Annotated in this window: 19 protein-coding genes and 1 tRNA gene; 11 read left to right on the top strand and 9 right to left on the bottom strand. The window is 43.1% G+C overall.

Annotated elements, in window-relative coordinates; translation table 11 throughout:
* Position 1 precedes the first annotated feature (1 nt).
* Both DLD82_RS07280 and DLD82_RS07275 read left to right on the top strand, forming a co-directional pair.
* Positions 2-757: a metallophosphoesterase gene (locus tag DLD82_RS07280; RefSeq protein ID WP_109940445.1), complete on the top strand. Its 756-nt coding sequence runs from the start codon at positions 2-4 to the stop codon at positions 755-757.
* Complete coding sequence (locus tag DLD82_RS07275; protein ID WP_109940444.1) at positions 735-3,431, top strand: DEAD/DEAH box helicase; 2,697 nt, start codon at positions 735-737, stop codon at positions 3,429-3,431. Before DLD82_RS07280 ends, DLD82_RS07275 begins: the two co-directional genes overlap by 23 nt.
* A 4-nt stretch (positions 3,432-3,435) precedes the next feature.
* Here the strand turns inward: DLD82_RS07275 and DLD82_RS07270 are convergent, their stop codons facing one another.
* Positions 3,436-3,990: a TATA-box-binding protein gene (locus tag DLD82_RS07270; protein WP_109940509.1), complete on the bottom strand. Its 555-nt coding sequence runs from the start codon at positions 3,988-3,990 to the stop codon at positions 3,436-3,438.
* A 173-nt stretch (positions 3,991-4,163) separates the two neighbouring features.
* Between DLD82_RS07270 and DLD82_RS07265 the strand changes: the two genes are divergently transcribed.
* The 5 genes from DLD82_RS07265 to DLD82_RS07245 all read left to right on the top strand — a co-directional run bounded on the left by DLD82_RS07265 (position 4,164) and on the right by DLD82_RS07245 (position 8,914).
* Positions 4,164-5,831 (top strand): AMP-binding protein, encoded by a 1,668-nt coding sequence (locus tag DLD82_RS07265; protein WP_109940443.1) that lies wholly within the window; start codon positions 4,164-4,166, stop codon positions 5,829-5,831.
* A gap of 113 nt (positions 5,832-5,944) precedes the next feature.
* Positions 5,945-6,029 (top strand) — tRNA-Leu (locus DLD82_RS07260).
* A 160-nt stretch (positions 6,030-6,189) separates the two neighbouring features.
* Positions 6,190-7,077 carry an ion transporter gene (locus DLD82_RS07255; RefSeq protein ID WP_181391305.1) on the top strand — a complete coding sequence of 296 codons (888 nt, stop codon included), beginning with the start codon at positions 6,190-6,192 and terminating at the stop codon, positions 7,075-7,077.
* Between the two features lie 151 nt (positions 7,078-7,228).
* Positions 7,229-8,110, top strand: a complete 882-nt coding sequence (locus DLD82_RS07250; RefSeq protein WP_146199721.1) for a hypothetical protein — start codon at positions 7,229-7,231, stop codon at positions 8,108-8,110.
* Positions 8,111-8,341: 231 nt separating this feature from the next.
* On the top strand, positions 8,342-8,914 hold the full coding sequence (locus DLD82_RS07245) for a hypothetical protein (protein ID WP_109940440.1): 573 nt from the start codon (positions 8,342-8,344) through the stop codon (positions 8,912-8,914).
* Positions 8,915-8,918: 4 nt separating this feature from the next.
* On the opposite strand, the gene DLD82_RS07240 is transcribed toward DLD82_RS07245, so the two are convergent.
* From DLD82_RS07240 to DLD82_RS07230, 3 genes are read right to left on the bottom strand one after another with little or no spacing between them, the layout of a single operon-like run.
* Complete coding sequence (locus DLD82_RS07240; RefSeq protein ID WP_109940439.1) at positions 8,919-9,176, bottom strand: hypothetical protein; 258 nt, start codon at positions 9,174-9,176, stop codon at positions 8,919-8,921.
* On the bottom strand, positions 9,140-10,078 hold the full coding sequence (locus tag DLD82_RS07235) for a hydantoinase/oxoprolinase family protein (protein ID WP_245920394.1): 939 nt from the start codon (positions 10,076-10,078) through the stop codon (positions 9,140-9,142). Before DLD82_RS07235 ends, DLD82_RS07240 begins: the two co-directional genes overlap by 37 nt.
* Positions 10,050-10,949 (bottom strand): ATP-grasp domain-containing protein, encoded by a 900-nt coding sequence (locus tag DLD82_RS07230; RefSeq protein WP_109940438.1) that lies wholly within the window; start codon positions 10,947-10,949, stop codon positions 10,050-10,052. The genes DLD82_RS07235 and DLD82_RS07230 overlap by 29 nt, the downstream gene beginning before the upstream one ends.
* Before the next feature lie 127 nt (positions 10,950-11,076).
* On the opposite strand from DLD82_RS07230, the gene surE reads away from it, so the two are divergent.
* Together surE and rpiA are read left to right on the top strand one after the other, a co-directional pair.
* Positions 11,077-11,910, top strand: coding sequence for a 5'/3'-nucleotidase SurE (surE, locus tag DLD82_RS07225; RefSeq protein ID WP_109940437.1), 834 nt, complete (start codon positions 11,077-11,079; stop codon positions 11,908-11,910).
* A gap of 19 nt (positions 11,911-11,929) precedes the next feature.
* Positions 11,930-12,634: a ribose-5-phosphate isomerase RpiA gene (rpiA, locus tag DLD82_RS07220; RefSeq protein ID WP_109940507.1), complete on the top strand. Its 705-nt coding sequence runs from the start codon at positions 11,930-11,932 to the stop codon at positions 12,632-12,634.
* Positions 12,635-12,820: 186 nt separating this feature from the next.
* On the opposite strand, the gene DLD82_RS07215 is transcribed toward rpiA, so the two are convergent.
* Both DLD82_RS07215 and acs read right to left on the bottom strand, forming a co-directional pair.
* Complete coding sequence (locus DLD82_RS07215) at positions 12,821-13,381, bottom strand: TATA-box-binding protein (RefSeq protein WP_109940436.1); 561 nt, start codon at positions 13,379-13,381, stop codon at positions 12,821-12,823.
* A 41-nt stretch (positions 13,382-13,422) separates the two neighbouring features.
* Positions 13,423-15,315 (bottom strand): acetate--CoA ligase, encoded by a 1,893-nt coding sequence (gene acs, locus DLD82_RS07210; protein ID WP_109940435.1) that lies wholly within the window; start codon positions 15,313-15,315, stop codon positions 13,423-13,425.
* A gap of 196 nt (positions 15,316-15,511) precedes the next feature.
* Here acs and DLD82_RS07205 point away from each other — a divergent pair, with 196 nt between their 5' ends.
* Positions 15,512-17,578, top strand: coding sequence for an acetate--CoA ligase family protein (locus DLD82_RS07205; RefSeq protein ID WP_109940434.1), 2,067 nt, complete (start codon positions 15,512-15,514; stop codon positions 17,576-17,578).
* 25 nt (positions 17,579-17,603) lie between these two features.
* On the opposite strand, the gene DLD82_RS07200 is transcribed toward DLD82_RS07205, so the two are convergent.
* Positions 17,604-17,894 carry a DUF3467 domain-containing protein gene (locus tag DLD82_RS07200; protein ID WP_109940433.1) on the bottom strand — a complete coding sequence of 97 codons (291 nt, stop codon included), beginning with the start codon at positions 17,892-17,894 and terminating at the stop codon, positions 17,604-17,606.
* Between the two features lie 31 nt (positions 17,895-17,925).
* Here DLD82_RS07200 and DLD82_RS07195 point away from each other — a divergent pair, with 31 nt between their 5' ends.
* Positions 17,926-18,624 carry a CRISPR-associated protein Cas4 gene (locus tag DLD82_RS07195; protein ID WP_109940432.1) on the top strand — a complete coding sequence of 233 codons (699 nt, stop codon included), beginning with the start codon at positions 17,926-17,928 and terminating at the stop codon, positions 18,622-18,624.
* On the opposite strand, the gene DLD82_RS07190 is transcribed toward DLD82_RS07195, so the two are convergent.
* On the bottom strand, positions 18,601-19,530 hold the full coding sequence (locus tag DLD82_RS07190; protein ID WP_109940506.1) for a DNA polymerase subunit beta: 930 nt from the start codon (positions 19,528-19,530) through the stop codon (positions 18,601-18,603). The two genes, DLD82_RS07195 and DLD82_RS07190, sit on opposite strands and share 24 nt — an antisense overlap.
* Positions 19,530-20,072: an L-threonylcarbamoyladenylate synthase gene (locus DLD82_RS07185; protein WP_245920393.1), complete on the bottom strand. Its 543-nt coding sequence runs from the start codon at positions 20,070-20,072 to the stop codon at positions 19,530-19,532. Before DLD82_RS07185 ends, DLD82_RS07190 begins: the two co-directional genes overlap by 1 nt.
* Between the last annotated feature and the right edge of the window lie 5 nt (positions 20,073-20,077).

Here is a 20,077-nt window from a genome sequence, read left to right as displayed (position 1 = left end):
AATGAACATTGATTTTTTTCCTTCAGGGCCGGCTGTGCAGATAGAGGAAGAAAAACGCATTCTTTTCATTGCAGATATCCATATGGGGATTGAATATGAACTCCAAAAGCATGGGTTTTTTATCCGGACCAGAGGACAGGACCGGATTACCCGCATTTGTGATCTGGTAAAAGAAGCAGATCCTGATATTCTGGTTATCCTTGGTGATGTAAAACACCGGATCCCGGGAACCTCATACCAGGAATTTTATGAACTGGGGAACCTTTTTTCAGCTCTTCGGAAGATAATTCCATTTTATGTCACTCCAGGAAACCATGATCCGGGTATAGAAGAATTTTTAAAACCGGAAGAAATGAGAAAGAAAGAAGGATCAATCATCGATCAGGTAGGAATTCTCCATGGTCATACTATACCGGATGAAGAGCTTCAGGGAAAACTCATTCTCTGTGGACATCATCACCCGACAGTTACACTTCGGGACCAGGTAGGAGTTGCTCTTCGTTCCCCCTGTTTCATTCTCGGGGAGGTTGATTCTCATATCTTTCCAGAAGAAATGGATAGTGAAACAACAACACTCCTGATGATTCCGTCATGTAACGAAATGACCGGGTATGGAATTGAGAAAACATTTCATTCCCCGTTTTCTCCGCTCTCACGGTCACTCATTATTGAAACCGCCGAAGTTCTGCTCCCTGACGGAACGTACGCCGGAAGTCTTCACTCTCATCTCCACTATGACGAAACAGCAACAACTTGACAGTAGAATTATTGATGTTATCCGGGACCGGGGATTTTCAGAACTCTCATTAGTTCAGGAACAGGCAATCCCGAAGATCCTGAATGGGGATCATCTCCTTCTCATTGCTCCGACTGGAACAGGAAAAACTGAGAGTGCCATGATCCCGGTCTTAAGCGGGATGCTTAAAGGAACCGGAAGCGGGTTTACCACACTATATATTACGCCACTTCGCGCCTTAAACAGAGATATTCTCCGTCGTATGGAATGGTGGTGCCAGAATCTGGGTCTTACCAGCGGCGTCAGACATGGCGATACATCACAGGCTGAACGAAGAAAACAGGTGCTCCACCCACCAGATCTCCTTATTACGACCCCGGAAACAGTGCAGGCACTTTTCATGGGGAAAAGGCTCAGGGAACATCTCCGGGGTATCAGATATGTCATTGTTGATGAAATCCATGACCTGGCAGGAACAAAACGGGGAACTCAGCTGGTCATTGCTCTTGAAAGATTATGCAGATATGCAGGAGAATTTCAGCGGATAGGTCTTTCTGCAACCGTTGGAAATCCCAAAGAGGTTTCAGAATTTCTCACTGGTGAGAGACCCTGCTCTATTGTTGAAGTTCCGGTTGCAAAAACTTTGGACATTCATGTAGAGATTACTGGAGAACGTTTCGAAAGCCAGGTATCAGCAATTCGTAAGCATATAAAAAAGGACAATTCAACCCTGATATTTGTAAATACCAGATCTACCGCTGAATCTCTCGGCCATGCCCTGATTAAAGATGGGAACGTGGATGTTCACCATGGTTCTCTCTCGCGGGATATCCGGATAGAAGCGGAAGACCGGTTTAAACAAGGTGATATTAAAACACTTATTTGCACTTCCTCGATGGAACTGGGAATAGATATTGGTCATGTCGAACATGTCATCCAGTTTGGATCCCCCAGGGAAGTCAGCAGACTGGTGCAGAGAGTCGGGCGGGCCGGGCACCAAATAGGAAAAGTATCCATCGGAACCATAATCACCAGTGGGTTTGATGACCTGTGTGAATCACTGGTAATTGCGGGGCGGGCACGGCAGGGGGCCGTAGAAAATGTTATTCCATCGTACCAGGCCGGAGATGTTATTGGAAACCAGATAGCAGCAATTGCAGTAGAATATGGGGAAATTTCTATTGATGATATTTTTTCCATCATATCCCATTCATCCATCGGGATAAAAGAACAAGACACACTTGAAAGAATCATCTCCCAACTGACTGAACACTATCTTATCCGCCGGGATGGAAACAAGATAATTACTACCAGCCGGGCAAGAAGATACCTTTCCGGAAATCTTTCGATGATTCCGGATGAACGAAAATTTCCGGTTTACGATATTGTCACCCGGAGAACCGTGGGTACCCTAGATGAGTCTTTTATCATCACCTCCCTTCATACCGGTGCCGTATTTATCGCCCGAGGTCAGCTCTGGCGGGTTCTTGACCTTGAAGAAGGAAAAGTAACTGTCGAACCTGCCAGGAATACCGAGGGAGAATTGCCATCCTGGGAAGGTGAGCAGATCCCGGTCCCATTCGAGATTGCACAGGAAGTTGGAAGACTTCGCCGGACCAGAACATTTAAAGATTATACGACAGACAAAGCAGCAATTGCATTTGCAAACGGTTTTCTGGACCTGGTATGTAAAAACCACGGCATAATCCCGACAGACCATCTCATAACCCTGGAACCATCAGATGAAGGAGTTGTCCTGAACAATTGTGCAGGGCACCAGACAAACGAAGCTCTCGGGAGAGTGATATCAATTCTTCTTTCTGCAAGATTTGGAACAACCATCGGCCTTGAACTTGATGCATACCGCATTCTTTTCCGGGTCCCCCGGGAGATCTCTGTGAGAGATGTAAGAGAAACATTGCTTGGACTGCAGCCTGAACACATCAGAGGAATTCTTGAACTTGCACTAAAACGAACATCTCTCTTTCGATGGAAACTGGTCCAGATTGCAAAAAAATTTGGAGCAATAGACCCTGATGCAGATTACGAGCGGCTTAGTCTGCATCGCCTCTCTGACCTCCTTGCCCATCCCCAGATTCAGGAAGAGACATACCGGGAATTATTCAGCAGATACATGGATGTTTCACATGCAATTGAGATTATCAGGGCAATTAAAAATGATGAAACTGAAGTAACAATCGCCCCGGTCAGTATGATCGGAGCTGCTGCTCTTTTTTCCTCATCACGGGATCAGATCCCACCGCCAACAGCAGACCAGGCAGTGATATCTGCATTGAAACACCGGCTTGACAAACAGGAAGTACTTCTTGTGTGTATGAACTGCAGAAAATGGAAGACTAAAACGGTTGTTTCAAGAGTGCCTGACCAACCGGTCTGTGGAAATTGTGGAGCACGACTCATTGCAGCACTAAAACCCTACGAAACAGAACTATACTCAGCAGCGAATAAAAAAACAAAGAATCCGGAAGAAAAAGCCCTAGAGCAGAAGCTTTTCCGGAATGCAAACATGGTCCTTTCCAGTGGAAAAAAAGCCATACTTATCCTTTCTGCAAAAGGCGTAGGTCCGGAGACTGCATCCCGTATTCTTGCCACATATACAGACGGAGATGCACTGATGCGGGAAATTTTAAAAGCAGAACGAAATTTTGTAAAAACACACCGGTTCTGGCAATAAAAAGTTACATGATGTTCCCGAGCTTCTGCTCGAGGAACGTTAATCCTTTTTTGATATCTTCCATATTCTTTCCACCGGTCAGAATGATTTTTCCGGAAGAAAACAGGAGTGCAACAATTTTCGGATCACTGATTCGGTACACAAGACCCGGGAATTGTTCAGGTTCATATTCAATATTCTCAAGATTTAAGGTCATCACGACTTTATTCAGGTTAATCTTGTTTCCGATATCATAAGAACAGACAATGTTTGTAACCGCAACCCGTGGTTCCTCAAAACAGGTAATTCCTGCAGCTCTCATTTTTTCAATGATGAGGACCAGGCCTTTTTCCAGTGAATCAGTATCCCTGATACCGGTAAGTACCACTTTTCCGGATGAAAAAATAAGTGAAGCAATTTTCGGGTTTTCAATCCTGTATACTGCTCCCGGAAAACGTTTGGTATTTAGTTCACAGCCATCGATATTTTTTGAAATAATCTCAAGATCTATTGAGTCTGCGATAGCCCCAGACGCTACAATATTTTCAATCTTCAGGCTATCGTATCGTTTATCTTCCATTCCAGTTATCATGGGGTGTTCCATACCATAATACTAATGGTGAATTCGGGTAAATTGACGATTATTCTGAAATGCCAGTAATATTTTGAAAAACTATCCGGTCTCGATTATATTAACTCCAATCATCACCTTTCAATGGTATATTAAAGCAGAAGGCGCAACCTTTTGTAACCATGAAATATGAGATCCCGCATCAGATGACATCTTATGAAGAATTCACCGAGTCATTCAAGATTGATGTGCCTGAATTTTTTAATTTCGGATTTGATGTCATTGACAAATGGTCAGAAACTGACAGAAATAAACTCGCGATGATATGGGTCAGTCAGACTGGAGAAGAAAAGAAATATACCTTCCGTGACCTCCGGAATCTCTCAGTTGAAGCAGCAAACATCCTCCTGAAGTATGGCGTAAAAAAAGGAGACCGCGTGATGCTGATGCTTCATCGCATTCCTGAATGGTGGATATTTGTAATCGCATTAATCAAACTCGGAGCAATATTCTGTCCTGCGCCAACAATGCTTACCCCAAAAGATCTACAATACCGGGTGAATGCGGGAAAATTTAGTTTTATCATCACCGATACTGAAAATGCAGAAAAAGTTGAGAAAATCTGCAGGTTCTGTCCTTCTATCAAACACCGGATGCTTGTTGATGGTCAGCTCCCGAACTGGATAAGTTTCCAGTACGAACTCTTTTACCCGGCTCCGGTTTCACGGTCTGCGATTAGTATGCCGGTTTCTATGAAGACACATGCAACAGATCCGATGCTCATATACTTTACTTCAGGAACAACCGGTGAACCAAAAATGGTTCTCCATGACCACGGACACCCTCTGGGTCATATCGTAACGGCCCGTCTCTGGCAGGACCTTAATAGTAATGATCTGCACTTTACCTCTTCTGACACCGGATGGGCAAAATGCGGATGGGGAAAAATCTTCGGACAATGGATCGTTGGCGCCTGTATATTTATTTACGATGCCAGAGGAAAATTCAAAGCAACCGAACTCCTTCCACTGATTGAAAAATATGAGATTAACACCTTCTGCTGTCCGCCGACTGTGTACCGGATGCTTATCATCGCTGACCTTGCAAAATATGATCTTCGTTCTCTCAGACACTGTATTTCTGCCGGAGAACCATTAAACCCTGAAGTTATCAGAATATGGAAAGAAGAAACAGGCCTTCCGATTTATGAAGGATATGGACAGAGTGAGACATGTTGTTGTATTGCGACGTTTCCCTGTATGAAACACAAACCTGGTTCGATGGGAAAACCTTCACCCGGATGGAAGATTGAACTTCACGATGAGGAAGGAAAACCAGTACCCCAGGGGACGGAAGGAAGAATTGCAATTAGTTTAAACCCCCGCCCGGTAGGACTGGTAGTAGAATACCTGGACAATCCTGAAGCAAATGCAGAGGTTTTCAAAGATGGTTTTTATTACACCGGAGATAAAGCCTACATGGATGAAGAAGGGTATTTCTGGTTTGTTGGCCGTGACGATGATGTCATAAAAAGTTCAGGATATCGGATTGGGCCATTTGAAGTTGAAAGCGCTCTCCAGGAACATCCGGCAGTGCAGGAATCTGCGGTTGTTGGATCACCAGACCCCATCAGAGGCCTCATAATTAAGGCTTTTGTTATTCTGAAATCAGGGTATGAACCATCAGAACAGCTAATTCGTGATATCCAAAAGCACGTAAAGAAAGTAACTGCTCCCTATAAATATCCGCGGATTATTGAATTTGTCGATGAATTACCAAAGACCCTTTCAGGAAAAATAAAACGTGCCGAACTTCGTGAACGTGAATTGCGAAAATATAAGGAATCATAATTTTTTTAAGAGGATTCCAAATCCTTAATATTGAAGAAGTTCAATATGTAAAAGCACGATTGCATCTGATTCTTAATCAGATGAATCACGAGAGTATATTTTCATACTAAAATGCGAGGATCGCCGAGCTAGGTCAAAGGCGTTAGGTTCAGGGCCTAATCCCGTAGGGGTTCGCCGGTTCAAATCCGGCTTCTCGCACTCTTTTGTTTTAACAGGCAGGATAATTGAATCTGTTTATATTCTGATAAACTACATATGACTATCTCTTAAAACTATACTTTTACACATAGGTAAAAACGTCATAATCCCACTATAGGTATAATTAATTACTGCCATTAACCGGATCACAGGTGATTTCTTGAATCATGATATTTCATTGAAAAAAAAGATATTTTCTATAGTTGATACCGGAAATGAGCAGGGATTACTAAGTAAGTTTTTTGACTGGTTTATTATTACCCTCATCATCCTCAACCTGTTTGTAATTTTTATTGAAACTTACGTCTCAATCTATGTCCAATATAAAGCGATATTAGATACTTTTGAATACTTCACAATTCTTGTTTTCACCATCGAATACATCCTCAGATTATGGACATGTACCTGCTATCCTGAATACAGACACCCTATTACCGGAAGAATGGCATATGCCTGTACTTTGAATATGCTCATTGACCTGCTGGCAATATTCCCATTTTATCTGGCAATCCTCTTACCTCTTGATCCAAGGATTGTAAAATTCCTCAGGTTATTCCGGTTATTCCGAATTTTTAAACTGTTCCGGTATTATGGATCAACAGATGTCATCTGGAACGTGTTCAGGAAAAACAAGGAGTATTTATTCACTGTTCTGACCGTTCTTACCATTTTTCTTATTTTTGTTTCATATGCAACCTATATCATCGAATCAGATGTACAGCCGGAAAAATTCCATGATATTGACAATGCAATCTGGTGGGCAGTAGTTACCCTGACTACGGTGGGTTACGGGGATGTTCTGCCGGTTACAGACCTCGGGAAATTTCTAACTATCATCTGCCTTCTTATTGGAATCGGAATCATTGCATTACCAACCGGTATCATTGCTTCCGGATTTCTTGAGGAGATAAAATTAAAAAAAGAAAGTAAAAATGAATCAAACCATCTTTCTATCGTGGACGAACTTATTAAATTACAAAAATTACGAGACGAGGGAAATATTACAGAAGAAGAATATGAATTTATCAAGAAGAAAATTATTCAATGACCGGGTCTCATAAAAATAATTTGTCGAGACCGTTTCCGGTTTAAAAATGTGTTTACTTCATATATCAATTGAAACAATACTCATTTACAAGAATATTCTCAAATAAAGATTCTTAATCGCATAGAAAATTCCATCAGATCTTTCGATTATTATGACAAAAATCGACGATTACCTAAAACCTTTGCATCAGGGAGTATGGGAGATTGCAATACCAAAAGAAAATGTGACAGAATTGCCCGGTGAAGAATGGGTAAAATCCACCATTAATGTTCCTTCACCAGGAACTATTGCCAGTTACCGGAATGGTCAATATCATGTCCATGAGACTAAAACAGAGTGGCGAATTCATCTTGACCGTTATGATCCAAAGAAACACCCGTTTCTTCATCTTATCGATGATGCCCCCCTGTTCCTCATGATTTCAGAAACAATAATCACACTCTTTTCTGAAGCCAGGGGAAGATCAACCCATACCCAGGATATAATAAAAAACCAGGAAACATTTATCAGAAACGGCACCCTTTTTGGATTATTTCTCATTCTCCTTGGATTAACCTTCGTCTTATCTCCGGAGAAAATGTACGTTAGCCTTTTCGAGGAAATTATTCCATTTTTTGTCATTCTGGTAGGTATTATTGCAATTGTGAAAGGAATTGATTGGAGATCACGAGTTGTGAATCAGAAAAAAGAGATAATTTACGGTGGATTTACTATTTTTCTCGGATGTATTCTCGGATACATTCCCCTCATTTTCTGGAGCCTGCTCCTGATTTCTATTCTTGGTGCCTGGATGTTTTTTAGTGCAGCTCTTCTTTTTAACCGGATAAGGAAAGGAAAATCTGCTGTACCCGAAGGTTTTTACAGTAGATTAGCAATTGCCATCATCTCTTTGATTCTCTTTATCACAATTTTTTATGCTCCTGCAATTATTCTTGAATTATTATTCATAATTTTGGGAATCATCATTATGCTGGCTGGATGTGTCCTTATCACAACCACGGTTAAATTAAAGAACCGTTCAGACCCTTATTGAAAATCTAAAACCCGGAATACTATTTTTATTTTATAAAAATCAGGTACTAGGTCAGACCCTTCTTTGATAGTGGTACTGATTATTTTCAGATTATTTCATATACTTTTAAGTCTCGAAAGATGAGAATAACTTCTGTTCCAAGAACCGGGAAATAAACGCAATTCTATTTCGGTTTCACTTTCACCCTGTTTGGATAATCTTTACATACCTTTTGTGAAAGATGCGTAGTTGATGACCGGGCGATATGATTTACTTCAGAAAATTAACCAGAATACGTTCTCAGTTTATATCGCTCCAGGACGGGATCTTCAGATTGCACTAATATCAGGCCCAGTACAGACAACTCATGGCCCAATCTCATACCTTTCATTCAGATATACAGACCCACTCCTTACACTCCCGGTAAATCTTAAACACCGTATCCATTACAGAAATGTTGAGGGAATCTCCGGTCTTATCGGTGCCATGAAAAAAGATGAATCACATCTGCTCTTCATCCAGTACTCTCATGAACACCTGGAAGAATACGAGAGTAGTATCCCTGCCCTTGCCGAGGAATGCAAAACCCATGCACGATACATTGCACCGGTTGTTCTGCTATCGGTCCGGCATGACAACATCATCGAAGCTCTTGGAACACTGTCTGACCGGTACATCATTCTCTCAGATAAAATCAGGAAGTCAGTTGGAGGAAGAAATCACAAAATACAGAAAACACTCAATGAATCCCCCTGCTCTGTAAGAACCTCTCCTTCGTCAGGAGACACAAAACAATACGGACAACAGCACCTGATTTTTAAATAAATAATCAATCAGGATTAATTTCATCGAGCAGAACACCATCATACGGGCAGTATCGTTCATTCCCTTTTGTCTCAAAACCGCAGATAGGACATTTCCGGATTTTTTGTTTCTGTCCCAGGAATGGTATTAACGGAATGAAGAGAAACAGAAAGAAGAAAGGAAATCCCAGAGTCCAGAGAAGAACACTGAGGCCGAGTGATCCAAAAAAGAGGACGAACGAAAGGATCAGACGGTTCGTAAGAAAGCCTCCCGGACTGCCCATGCTGGCATCGCATCAGAATATGATCCCATCTCACGATTCAGATCAATGGCATCAAACCAGGTTGAAAGGAGCCGGGAACCAATTCCGGCAGTTATTATCCGGTTACAATGATACGTATCCATGATCCTCTGAACTGCATGTATTAGTACCTGTTTTTCTTCATTCACAAACGATTCTGCTATCGCAAGAACCTGCTCTTCACCGACTTCTTCAATATCTGCACAGATCATCCGGGCCATTCGTCGCATTGAATGTTCCCTTGATGGACTGCAGGAGTCCGGAGTTGCCGTTGAATATTCTTCTTGAGTAATAATTCCTGTAAGCACGTGAGCATCACCAGAGCATGCAAAATATTCCGTGCTGATTCCGGTTTCCTGCCCTTTAATCGAAACCGTTCGGAGAAGAGAAGAAACAGGGGTTCTCAGTAACCCATAATAAAGGAGTAACCCGGCCTTCAGACGAGTATAATCTGTCTGCCCTTTCAGGATATCCCAGGCATTGAGCGGGATAATATCCGTAGTTGTGCTCCCCATATCAATCAGGAGTGCATTCGGGTATCTCTCCTTAAGGACATCTGCCATAACCAGCCAGTTTGCAGCAGCAAGTTCAGGGACAGCATCCTGATGAAAGCATCCGTCTGTCCCGTAAAACCATGCACCCGGAAAAACATCTTTGACAGCACTCACGATAAATTCAATTCCTTCCTGCTTGGAGGAGAAACAATCGGCAAGTTCCCCACTCATCACCACCGCTGCATTATCCGCAAACGAATATTCTGATAATATCTCCCGGATTGGAGTCTCTTTCCAAAGTGGGCAGTAGTGAATGTGCGTCCCAGATCCATCAAAGACCTTCAGATTAGCCCCACCGATATCAACACCGATCATACGTAACTTTCCCATCTGCTGTAAATCTGGCATGACCATTCAGATGGACAGATGCAGGAGCTTTACCATACGAAGCATCAAGAATTAGCTGCCCTATCTCTTCTTCCATACAGGCGGCAATTCCGACAATACTGGTTGTCGGTCGTGGGTTAACATCAACAATAACGATCCTTCCGGGTGTTACCACCAAATCAATCCCAACATACCCCTGACATCCAAGTACTGTGACTGCCTTTGAGGCAAGTTCGAACATCTCCTCTTTTCTCGGATGCAGGAACGGGGTTTCACCCCCATGATAACTGACCGTTCCATCCGGACCAAATCTGATATCCTGACGATTTAACGCAAGAAATAATGGAGCAGAACCGGTATAATAAAGGCAGGTTTCTCCTACAACACGGGATCCGATAAGGCTTATGGAAAAGTGCTCACCTTCGATATACTCCTGACCAAACTCTCCGTCTTCCAAAGGCCCGTCTGTTATCCTGACTCCAACCGCTCCACAACCGGATATCTGTTTCACTATTCTTTTTCCGGATTCTACTTCGCCAGGCACATCGATACCATGAGACCGTAATATCTGTCCGGTTCTCTTTTTATTTGCACAAACTGCAATAGAGAATGAATTACATCCGATGCTGCGTGTGACATCTTCTAGCTTCTTTGTATATCCTGCAAGCAGATGATCAGGAGCAATGACAAGACCTTCGTCACAAATCTTTCCAAGTCGGGTGATCTCTTCAGCAAAATTTTTTCCTTCTTCAGGTGTATAAACCGTATAACCGATTTTTGTAAAACTCCTTGTCAGAACATCAAGCATGGCGCGACCTTCAGGTGCAAGGGCAGGGTCATGACTGACAGTATATTCAGCGAGCAGAATATTCATCGCTACTTGTTTGCCTGAATAGAATAAAAAAATCTGTCTTTCGGGTTACAACAGGTTTACAATATTTGGAAAGAGTTCTTGTTTTCCTCATCCATTTATGAATGTGAAGAGCGAATGATCCGGATACATGATATCAGGATTTCCTCCTGAAACCCAGGCCTCCCACTACCCTCACGAGACTCATAAACCCTGTATTCTTCTTACCAACGATGACGGAGTAAATTCCGAGGGTTTATGGGCAGCTTATGAAGCCCTTTCAGAACTTGGGGAAGTAATTGTCTGTGCCCCGGCAACCCAGCAGAGTGCAGTCGGACGATCCCTTTCAATCTTTGAGCCACTCAGGGTTAATACCGTTAAGAGAGGTCATGTTACCGCATATGCAGTTGGTGGTAAACCTACTGATTCGGTAATACTGGCACTTTTTGCATTGGGAGTGAAACCGGATATTGTCGTATCCGGGATTAATATCGGTGAAAATGTCTCATATGAAGCGATAACCACATCCGGTACCGTCGGAGCTGCACTTGAAGCAGCAAACCACGGGTATCCTTCCGTTGCATTCTCACTCCAGATAGAAGATCAGAAAGAAAAATTCGATGATGCACGACATCTGGCAGATAGATTTCTGGAATCAAAAGGGGTTGTAAAAGATATTATCTTACGGGTCCTCGAAAAAGGATTTCCCACATTCACTCATGTCATCAATGTAAATATTCCATCAGTGATAACCGGAGAATATGAGATACCCCATCTTGCCGAACACCTGTTTGTAACCGGTGTAGAAAAACGACTGGATCCAAGAGGAAAACCGTACTACTGGATAAACGGCCCCCTGATTACAGATGCACCGGAAGGAACTGATGTTCATTCTATTCATAAGGGAAATATCTCTATTACCCCGATTACCCTTGATTGTACGGCATACTCGGGTTCAGATGAATTGAAAAAACTTTTTTTATAAAATCATATACGTGAAAACCATGAGCAATATAGAATTATCACCACAGGAAAAAGCAAAACAGCGGGCAGGATTTAAAGCTGCAGAATATGTCAAAGATGGAATGACTATCGGCCTTGGAACCGGCTCTACAGTTGCATTCACCATGGCAAGGCTTAAAGAGAGGATACGTGATGAAAGTCTAACAATCCGGGGAGTTCCTACATCCATCCAGACCCTGATACGGGCAGGAGAACTCGGGATCCCGATCATAGGTCTTGAACAGGCAGAAAAAATCAATCTCACAATAGATGGAGCTGACCAGATAGATCCTCAGCTCAGGTTAATTAAGGGCCGGGGTGCTGCTCATGTTAGAGAACGAATACTTGCAGATATATCTGACCGACTTATCATCGTTGCTGATCCTACGAAATTGTGCACGGAACTCACCGGCCCGGTCCCAATAGAAATTATACCGTTTGCTCTCTCTCATGTACAAAACGTACTAATAAAAATGGGGGGTAATCCGGTTTTACGGGATGGGGTGAAAAAGGATGGTCCGGTCATATCAGACAACGGAAATATCATCCTGGATTACCACCCGGCACAAAAATATAATCCGATGGATCTGGAAACGGCAATCAACATGATACCTGGAGTAGTCTGTTGCGGGATATTTGCCGAATTTTCAGAAAAAACCACGGTAATTATTGGTGAAGAAGAAGGACCAAGAGTTATTTCATTATGAATTCATCCGGCAGGAACATAGAATAGTTCCGGTGATAAATCATCAAATCTTTTTAAAAAAAAAGGAGCCGTATCCTTGTGATATTACCACAACAAATCCCCCGGATAGCGGTATAATAAATTTTTAATTTTATAGTATTTAAAAATATAGAATTTTAAATATAAAATTTTGTGAATTATTCGATAATTATAAAAGTCCGAGTCCCTTGAGATCATCAACTATCTTAAGAACAGCTTTCTTTGCATCCTCCGGCTCTTTCCCTCCGGTGATGATGAGTTTTCCAGATCCAAATAACAGGACAACCACCTTGGGATCATCCAGCCGATAGACAAGACCCGGGAATTGTTCAGGCTCATATTCAATACGTTCAAGATTAAAACCGACTGCAATTTTATTCAGATTGATACCAGAACCAAGATCAGCTGAAGTGACAATATTTTGGACTTTATAAGTCAATTCGCTTGCAATTTCAATATTGAGATCCCGTAATAATCCGCCAAGAATTTCAAGTCCTTTATTCAGACTATCCATACTTTTTGCACCGGTGAGAACCACCTTTCCGGATCCAAACACAAGAGCTGCTATCTTCGGGTTTTGCATTCTGATTACAACACCCGGAAATCTCTTTTTATTATATTCTGCATCTTTTATACTAGATGCAATTTGAGGAAGGTCCAGGGATTCAGAGATCTTCGCTGAAGCCACGATATTTTCTATCCGGAGCGAAGTATCAGGAGTTGCAGACATGGATATAAATCTATTAAAACAGTATATAAAGAGTTGGATGATTATTCATCCAGAGTTGAGACATCACCGGGATCAATTCCCATTTCTTGTGCCTTTAAAACACGCCGCATAATTTTACCACTTCGTGTTTTAGGCAGATTGTCTACAAAATCAAGTTCTGCGGGGACAGATATCGGTCCAAGCATTATTCTGACGTGATATTTCAAATCATGAATGAGCTTTGGTGTGGGGCTTACTCCATTTCTCAGGATGACAAATGCCTTAATAATATTTCCTTTCAGAGGATCAGGTTTTCCAATAGCTGCTGCTTCGGCAACGGCACTATGAGATACCAAAGCACTCTCAATTTCTGCAGTTCCCACATTATGCCCTGCTACAATGATGATATCATCAGAACGGCCAAGCAGCATGATATACCCATCTTCATCCATCATGGCAATATCATTACTGCTATAGTATCCGTATTTACCAAAATTCCAGTACTGACGATACCTTTCATCATTCTGATATACGGTTTTCATCATAGATGGCCATGGCTCTTTGATAGCCAGGAACCCGTTTGTTCCAGGGGGAACCGGATCTCCCTCTTCATTAACAACTGTTGCAACTACCCCGGGTATTGGTTTTCCCGCAAATCCTGGTTTCATCGGAAGACCAACCATCGTTGTGATCATGTGCATACCGGTTTCAGTCTGCCACCAGGTGTCAAGAATCGGACAGTTTTTCTTCCCGATATGTTTGTAAAACCATTCAAATGCTTCAGGATTGAGTGGTTCACCAACGGACCCGAGAAGACGCAGAGAAGAAAGATCATATTTTTCAGACCATTCTTCACCCATCCGCATGAACATTCTGATTGCTGTAGGAGCCGTATAAAAAATTGTTACTCCGTACTCTTCGATAAGTTTCCACCAGATACCGGCATCCGGATAATCCGGAGTATATTCAGTCAGAAAGATAGTTCCTCCGACAAGCAGCGGCCCATAAATACCATACGTATGACCGGTGATCCAGCCAGGATCAGCAGTACACCAGTACACATCATTCTCACGGAGTGTCAGAACATATTTCGTCGTATAATATGCTCCGACCATATAGCCACCTGCGGTATGAACTATTCCTTTAGGTGCTCCGGTAGTTCCGGAGGTGTAAAGAATAAACAGAGGATCTTCTGAATTGACATGTTCAGGTTCACAGTTCCGGTCTGCCTGTGATATGAGTTCTTCATAATCCAGTTCAAAATCATCAAGGAGACCTACTTTTGGTTCCTGAGTCCTGAGGATGATGACTTTCTCAACCGTCGGGGCATGGATAAGAGCTTCTTCGACAATCGGTTTTAATGGAATACTTCCCCCACGCCTGACCGATGCATCAGCAGTGATAACAATTTTTGCTCCGGCTCCGGTGATACGTTCATTCAGAGCTTTTGCACCATACCCGGCAAACACCACCGTGTGAACTGCACCTATCCGTGCACAGGCAAGCATGGAAACGACCAGTTCAGGTATACCAGGAAGATAAATACAAACCCTGTCACCTTTCCGGACACCAAGAGATTTAAGGGCATTACCCATTCGCATGACGTCTTTGTACAGCTGGTAATAAGTCAGAATCCTCTCTTTTCCGTTCTCACCAGCCCAGAAAATTGCGACTTTATTTCTCCGGTCATTATTGACATGCCGCTCAAGACAATTATAGGTAATATTCAATTCTGCGTTGGTAAACCAGCTGGCATGTGGGTGATCCCATGTCCTGACCGTATCCCATTGCTTAAACCAGAGCAGATCTGACGCGATCCTGCGCCAGAAGGCATCAGGGTCTTTTTCAAACTCACGATATAATTCATCATAATCGCGAATAAGCGCCGAATTCTGGTAAGAGGGGTCAGGATAATAGACTTTCTGATCCGGTTTTAGAACTTCTTCAGCAGGGATAATAATTCACTCCAATTATCATTATTTATCATGGACAAATCCTTAAAGTCTTTATTATTTCCCATAATTGTTCATGATCAAATATTACAAATCATTTATATGTTTTAATGGATCAAATCGTAAGTGAAGAATTTGACGAACCTTCATACGTCATTTGTTGATGCCGGAGATCCCGGTGAGCACTCAGAGGTAAGATATGACAGAATGGATGCTTAGTGAATCTGAAGGATATGATCTGCTTTCAAAATACGGGATACCAACACCCAAGTACCGCATTGTAACCAGAGCCGAAGAAGCGGGATCTGCTGCTGAGGCAATCGGGTTTCCGGTTGTAATGAAGATTATTTCCCCGAACATCAGCCACAAGAGTGATGCTGGCGGTGTTATTGTCGGAGTAGGAACAAAAGAGGCAGCCCAGTCTTCATTTAACCAGATTATCTCCAATGCCCGGGCTTACGACCAGAATGCCCACATTGAAGGAGTCATTGTTGAAAACCAGGCAGCACCCGGACTGGAACTGATTATCGGTGGGAAGACCGACCCGACCTTTGGAAAAGTTATAACCTTTGGTATTGGTGGAACTCTTGTTGAACTGATGAAAGATGTAACACTTCGGATACTTCCGATTGATGAAGAAGAAATCCGAAAAATGGTTACTGAAATTAATTCATACCCACTCATCACCGGATACCGGGGATCCAAACCAAAAGACATTGAATGCCTGATTCAAATCATTAAAAATGTCTGCAAGATGTTTGAATCCCACACAAATCTCCGCGAATTTGACATCAATCCAATCAGGCTCTATGACTCCGGTGCCTGTGCAGTGGATGCCAGAGTAATTCTTGATGACAACATCCAGCTTCTGCATGTGGATGAACGTGATCCCGTTCCGGTTGAATATTTCAAACCGAAGTCTGTTGCCGTCATTGGTGCTTCAGATGAGAAGTCCAAGATGGGATATGCAGTAATGCACAACCTGCTTCATTTCCCAGGCAAGGTTTTCCCAATTAATAATAAACGAGATACCATCCAGGGGCTGAAGGCTTATCCAACTGTTCTTGAGATTCCTGAAGAAGAGATTGATCTTGCCGTCATTACCGTCCCTGCCCGTCATGTTCCGGGAGTCATGGAAGAATGCGGTAAGAAGGGCGTAAAAATTGCCGTGGTTATCACTGCCGGATTTAAGGAGATGAGTGATGAAGGCCGGTTATTGGAAGAAAGAATTGTTGAGATTGCCCACCGGTATGGTACCCGCATCGTAGGTCCGAACTGTCTGGGACTTATTATTCCGCCCATCGGTCTGGATACAACCTACGTGTCCCAGTCACCAAACCCCGGAAACATTGCATTCATCTCCCAGAGTGGCGCAATTGTCAACACGGTTGTAGACTGGTCTCTCACCAAGGATATCGGGTTTTCTATGGTTGTATCTGTAGGAAACCAGGGAGATCTGAACTTCTTTGACTATCTCCGTGCTGCAGCAGCAGATCCGGAGACAAAAGTCATCATCATGTACATTGAACAGATCAAGAACGGCAAAGCATTCATGGAAATAGTGAATGAAGTATCCCGCCATAAACCGGTTGTAGCATTGAAAGCCGGTTCATCTGCCCGTGGTCAGGCTGCAGCCGCGTCTCACACCGGTTCACTTTCTGGTTCATATGATGTCTATGTCGAGGCCTTTAGAAAATCCGGAGTTCTCCTAGTTCACACGCTCTCCGGAGCTTTCCTTGCAGCAGAGATGCTATCACACCCGAAGAGATATCCGAAAGGTCGCCGTGCAATTGTTGTTACTAATGCAGGAGGTTTTGCCGTCCTGTCATCTGATTACTCAGAACGGTACGGAATTAAGATCATTGACCTCCCCGATTACCTCGTAAAAGAGATGGACTCATTCCTGCCTGAGTTCTGGAACAGGGGAAACCCTGTAGATCTGCTTGGTGACGCAACCGAGGCACGGTTTGAAAAGACTTTTGAGGTGCTTGCAAAGAACGATGCACTCTGGGACATGTGCTTTATCATCGGGTTCCCAAATAACATCCTTTCATCCGAGCAGCTTGCAAACCAAATCCTGAAATTCTCAAAATCCACGGATAAAAGAATTGTTCCAACACTCCTTGGTGGAGCATCCATGGATAGAGGAAGACATATTCTCCATGCACACAGTATCCCAACCTTTGAAGAACTGGATATGATGTTCAGGGTTGTAGGAAGACTACTCTACCAGATCTACCGGGTAAAAGCTCAGGGTGTCTACTAAAAAGACTCCCAAAAAAATATTTTTTTTAAGAATATCCGGTCATTGCCGTAACATTTTGTGGCTTTTCCTGGGGAGCGTCAAGAGTTCTGAATTTCTGTTCATATTCTCCGACGGTCCGTTGCAGAACTGCTAGCAGGTTTTTTGCATGTGTCGGGCTGATACTGACGACTGCTTTTCCCTTAGCCTGGTTGATCCCCGGTATCTGGTGGAGAAAGAGAAATGTAAATTCATCCTCTTTATACGCAATCTGGATCATATTACTGTAGACAGGCTCTAATTGTGGCGGGATGGTTACCTGAATTTCGTTTGATGCCATCTCTCACCTATGTGACAGCCATTCCCATAAAATGACCGCATCTTTATCTGGCAAAAAAAATCATCCGGAAATTGCCATATCATCATTAATCCGGGCATTTCATTGTCCCAGGCAATATTATTTTTTAAAAAACACTGAATGGAAATCGTCGGAGAAATATTCCATTTGTAAACAAATATCAGTCGCAGAAAAGGATGCAGATGAAGAGAACATCTGGAATACCATCTGCATGATACACCCGGATATTTCACCAGATAAACGACCCTTTCTCACATCCTGTCTTCAGGCTATGATAACTGCTCCGGTAAGACCCTGGACAGATCTTGATATTACTGTCCATTCCAATAAACTTCACCTATACGGACTTCTTGACAAATATGATGCCGGAACGGGTGAATGCACTCTTACCAGATGTACACCATCACCTAAAACCGGATGCTGGCCGGAAGACCGTATCAGAGCCGCTGCTCTTCTTCTTTGCATATGGGAGACCGGAAACGGCCGGCCATCCGGTATCTATATTGAATACATTCCCTCCGGAATCATCAGATATTACGAACCATCACCCAGGGACAAAAGACAGGTGCTACTTATCCTCAGGCAGATTCAAAAGATTGAAAATGGAGAATTCCCTCCAAAACCAATGAAACCGCCCTGTTCATGGTGCCGGTTTGAAGAAAAATGTAAAAGCCATGAACCACGGAGATTATCCGGCCTGTTCAAGAAGTGATAACGATCGGATATGTTCACCCTTCGCTTCACGGGTGGTGCCGACGACCAGCCATTTTTCCTTCCCATGCTGTTCAATAACTCCCCTGGCTTCAATCAATTCTCCGGTAAAAGCCTGACCGGTGTAAGTATGGGTAAATGATAAGACTCTTGAGATTTCCGGGTGGTTAATCTCATAGATAGCCGGACTATCAAATACGAAGCGATCATCGGTAACCATTGCTTCAATTGTCTTTTTCCCAAGGATCTCCCCTTTCTCCATTTTAAATCCCGGAAGATCCTGGTATGCCCGGGTATAGAGAAGATCAAAATAGGTCCCGTCTACCTGTCCCCGGTTGAGTTTCCTTTTCTCATGCAGAATGAATTCTTCATATGAAGTGTCAGGATTTCGTTTTTTATACACCGTATTCCAGAGTTCATCACTTAGTTCCTCGATACTCCCTTCTTTTATCGACTGGACAAGTTGTTTTTGGGCATACCTGAATGCGTCACCATAAACCACCCCGTCAATATCTGAACTGACACTTCCAAGCCCACAAAGAAGGGATCCGGTGACCCCAAACGAACAGGGAGGCAGATGCAGTGCTTTGACCAGTTTTGAAACCCTGGAGTGGGATGCCATGATATCTTCGAACCGTTCATCCGGTTTAAGAACCGAGGAAACCTCTGATTGCGGAACCCGATGTACCAGGTCACTCCAGTCCGGATGGGCTCTGGAAATTATCTGATATGCCTCTTCAAAATCCACCTTTCGGTACCTGGTGCCCGCACTATCTACCCTATCTCCGGAATTATCTGGGATATACCGTAAAACAGAACCTATCCGGGAATCATTATCATAAGCAGCAACGGCATAATACCACCCGTTTTTATCTTTGATAAAATCACGAAGACGAATCGGGTTCATCAGCACCACTTTGCAAGAAAGGCTGCAATCTTTTCAATATCAGCCCCGGCACGGATAATCTCCCCATCAACAAGATCTACTACCGTTGATGGAGTTCCAGGAAGCTGTCCTGCATTCACCGCAAAATCATATGGAACATTACATAACTCGATGCTGAGAGGTTCAGGCCCTCCGGAGATATTCGCACTGGTTGCAGTAATCGGACTGTCATATTTTTTTATGATTTCCAGAGCCGTTTCATGATCAGGATATCGGATTCCGATTTTTTTGGTCCCTGCGGTCAGATATGGGGACAAAATATTTCTGGCTTTTAACACAATGGTGACAGGGCCGGGCAAAAACTCATCAATACATGCCTGTGATATCTCATCAATATAGGCAACCGCCTCCATCATCTCAACATCAGATACTGCAATTGAGATCGGACGATGATATTCTCTCCCCTTGGCTTCAAAAACTTTTAAAATTGCTTCATCAGAGAGAGCGTCGGCCCCAAGACCATAGAGCGTATCAGTTGGATACACAATCAGACCGTCGTGCATCAGGA

The sequence above is a fragment of the Methanospirillum stamsii genome (assembly GCF_003173335.1).
Classification (GTDB): domain Archaea; phylum Halobacteriota; class Methanomicrobia; order Methanomicrobiales; family Methanospirillaceae; genus Methanospirillum; species Methanospirillum stamsii.
This window is presented reverse-complemented; position numbering and strand designations above follow the sequence as displayed.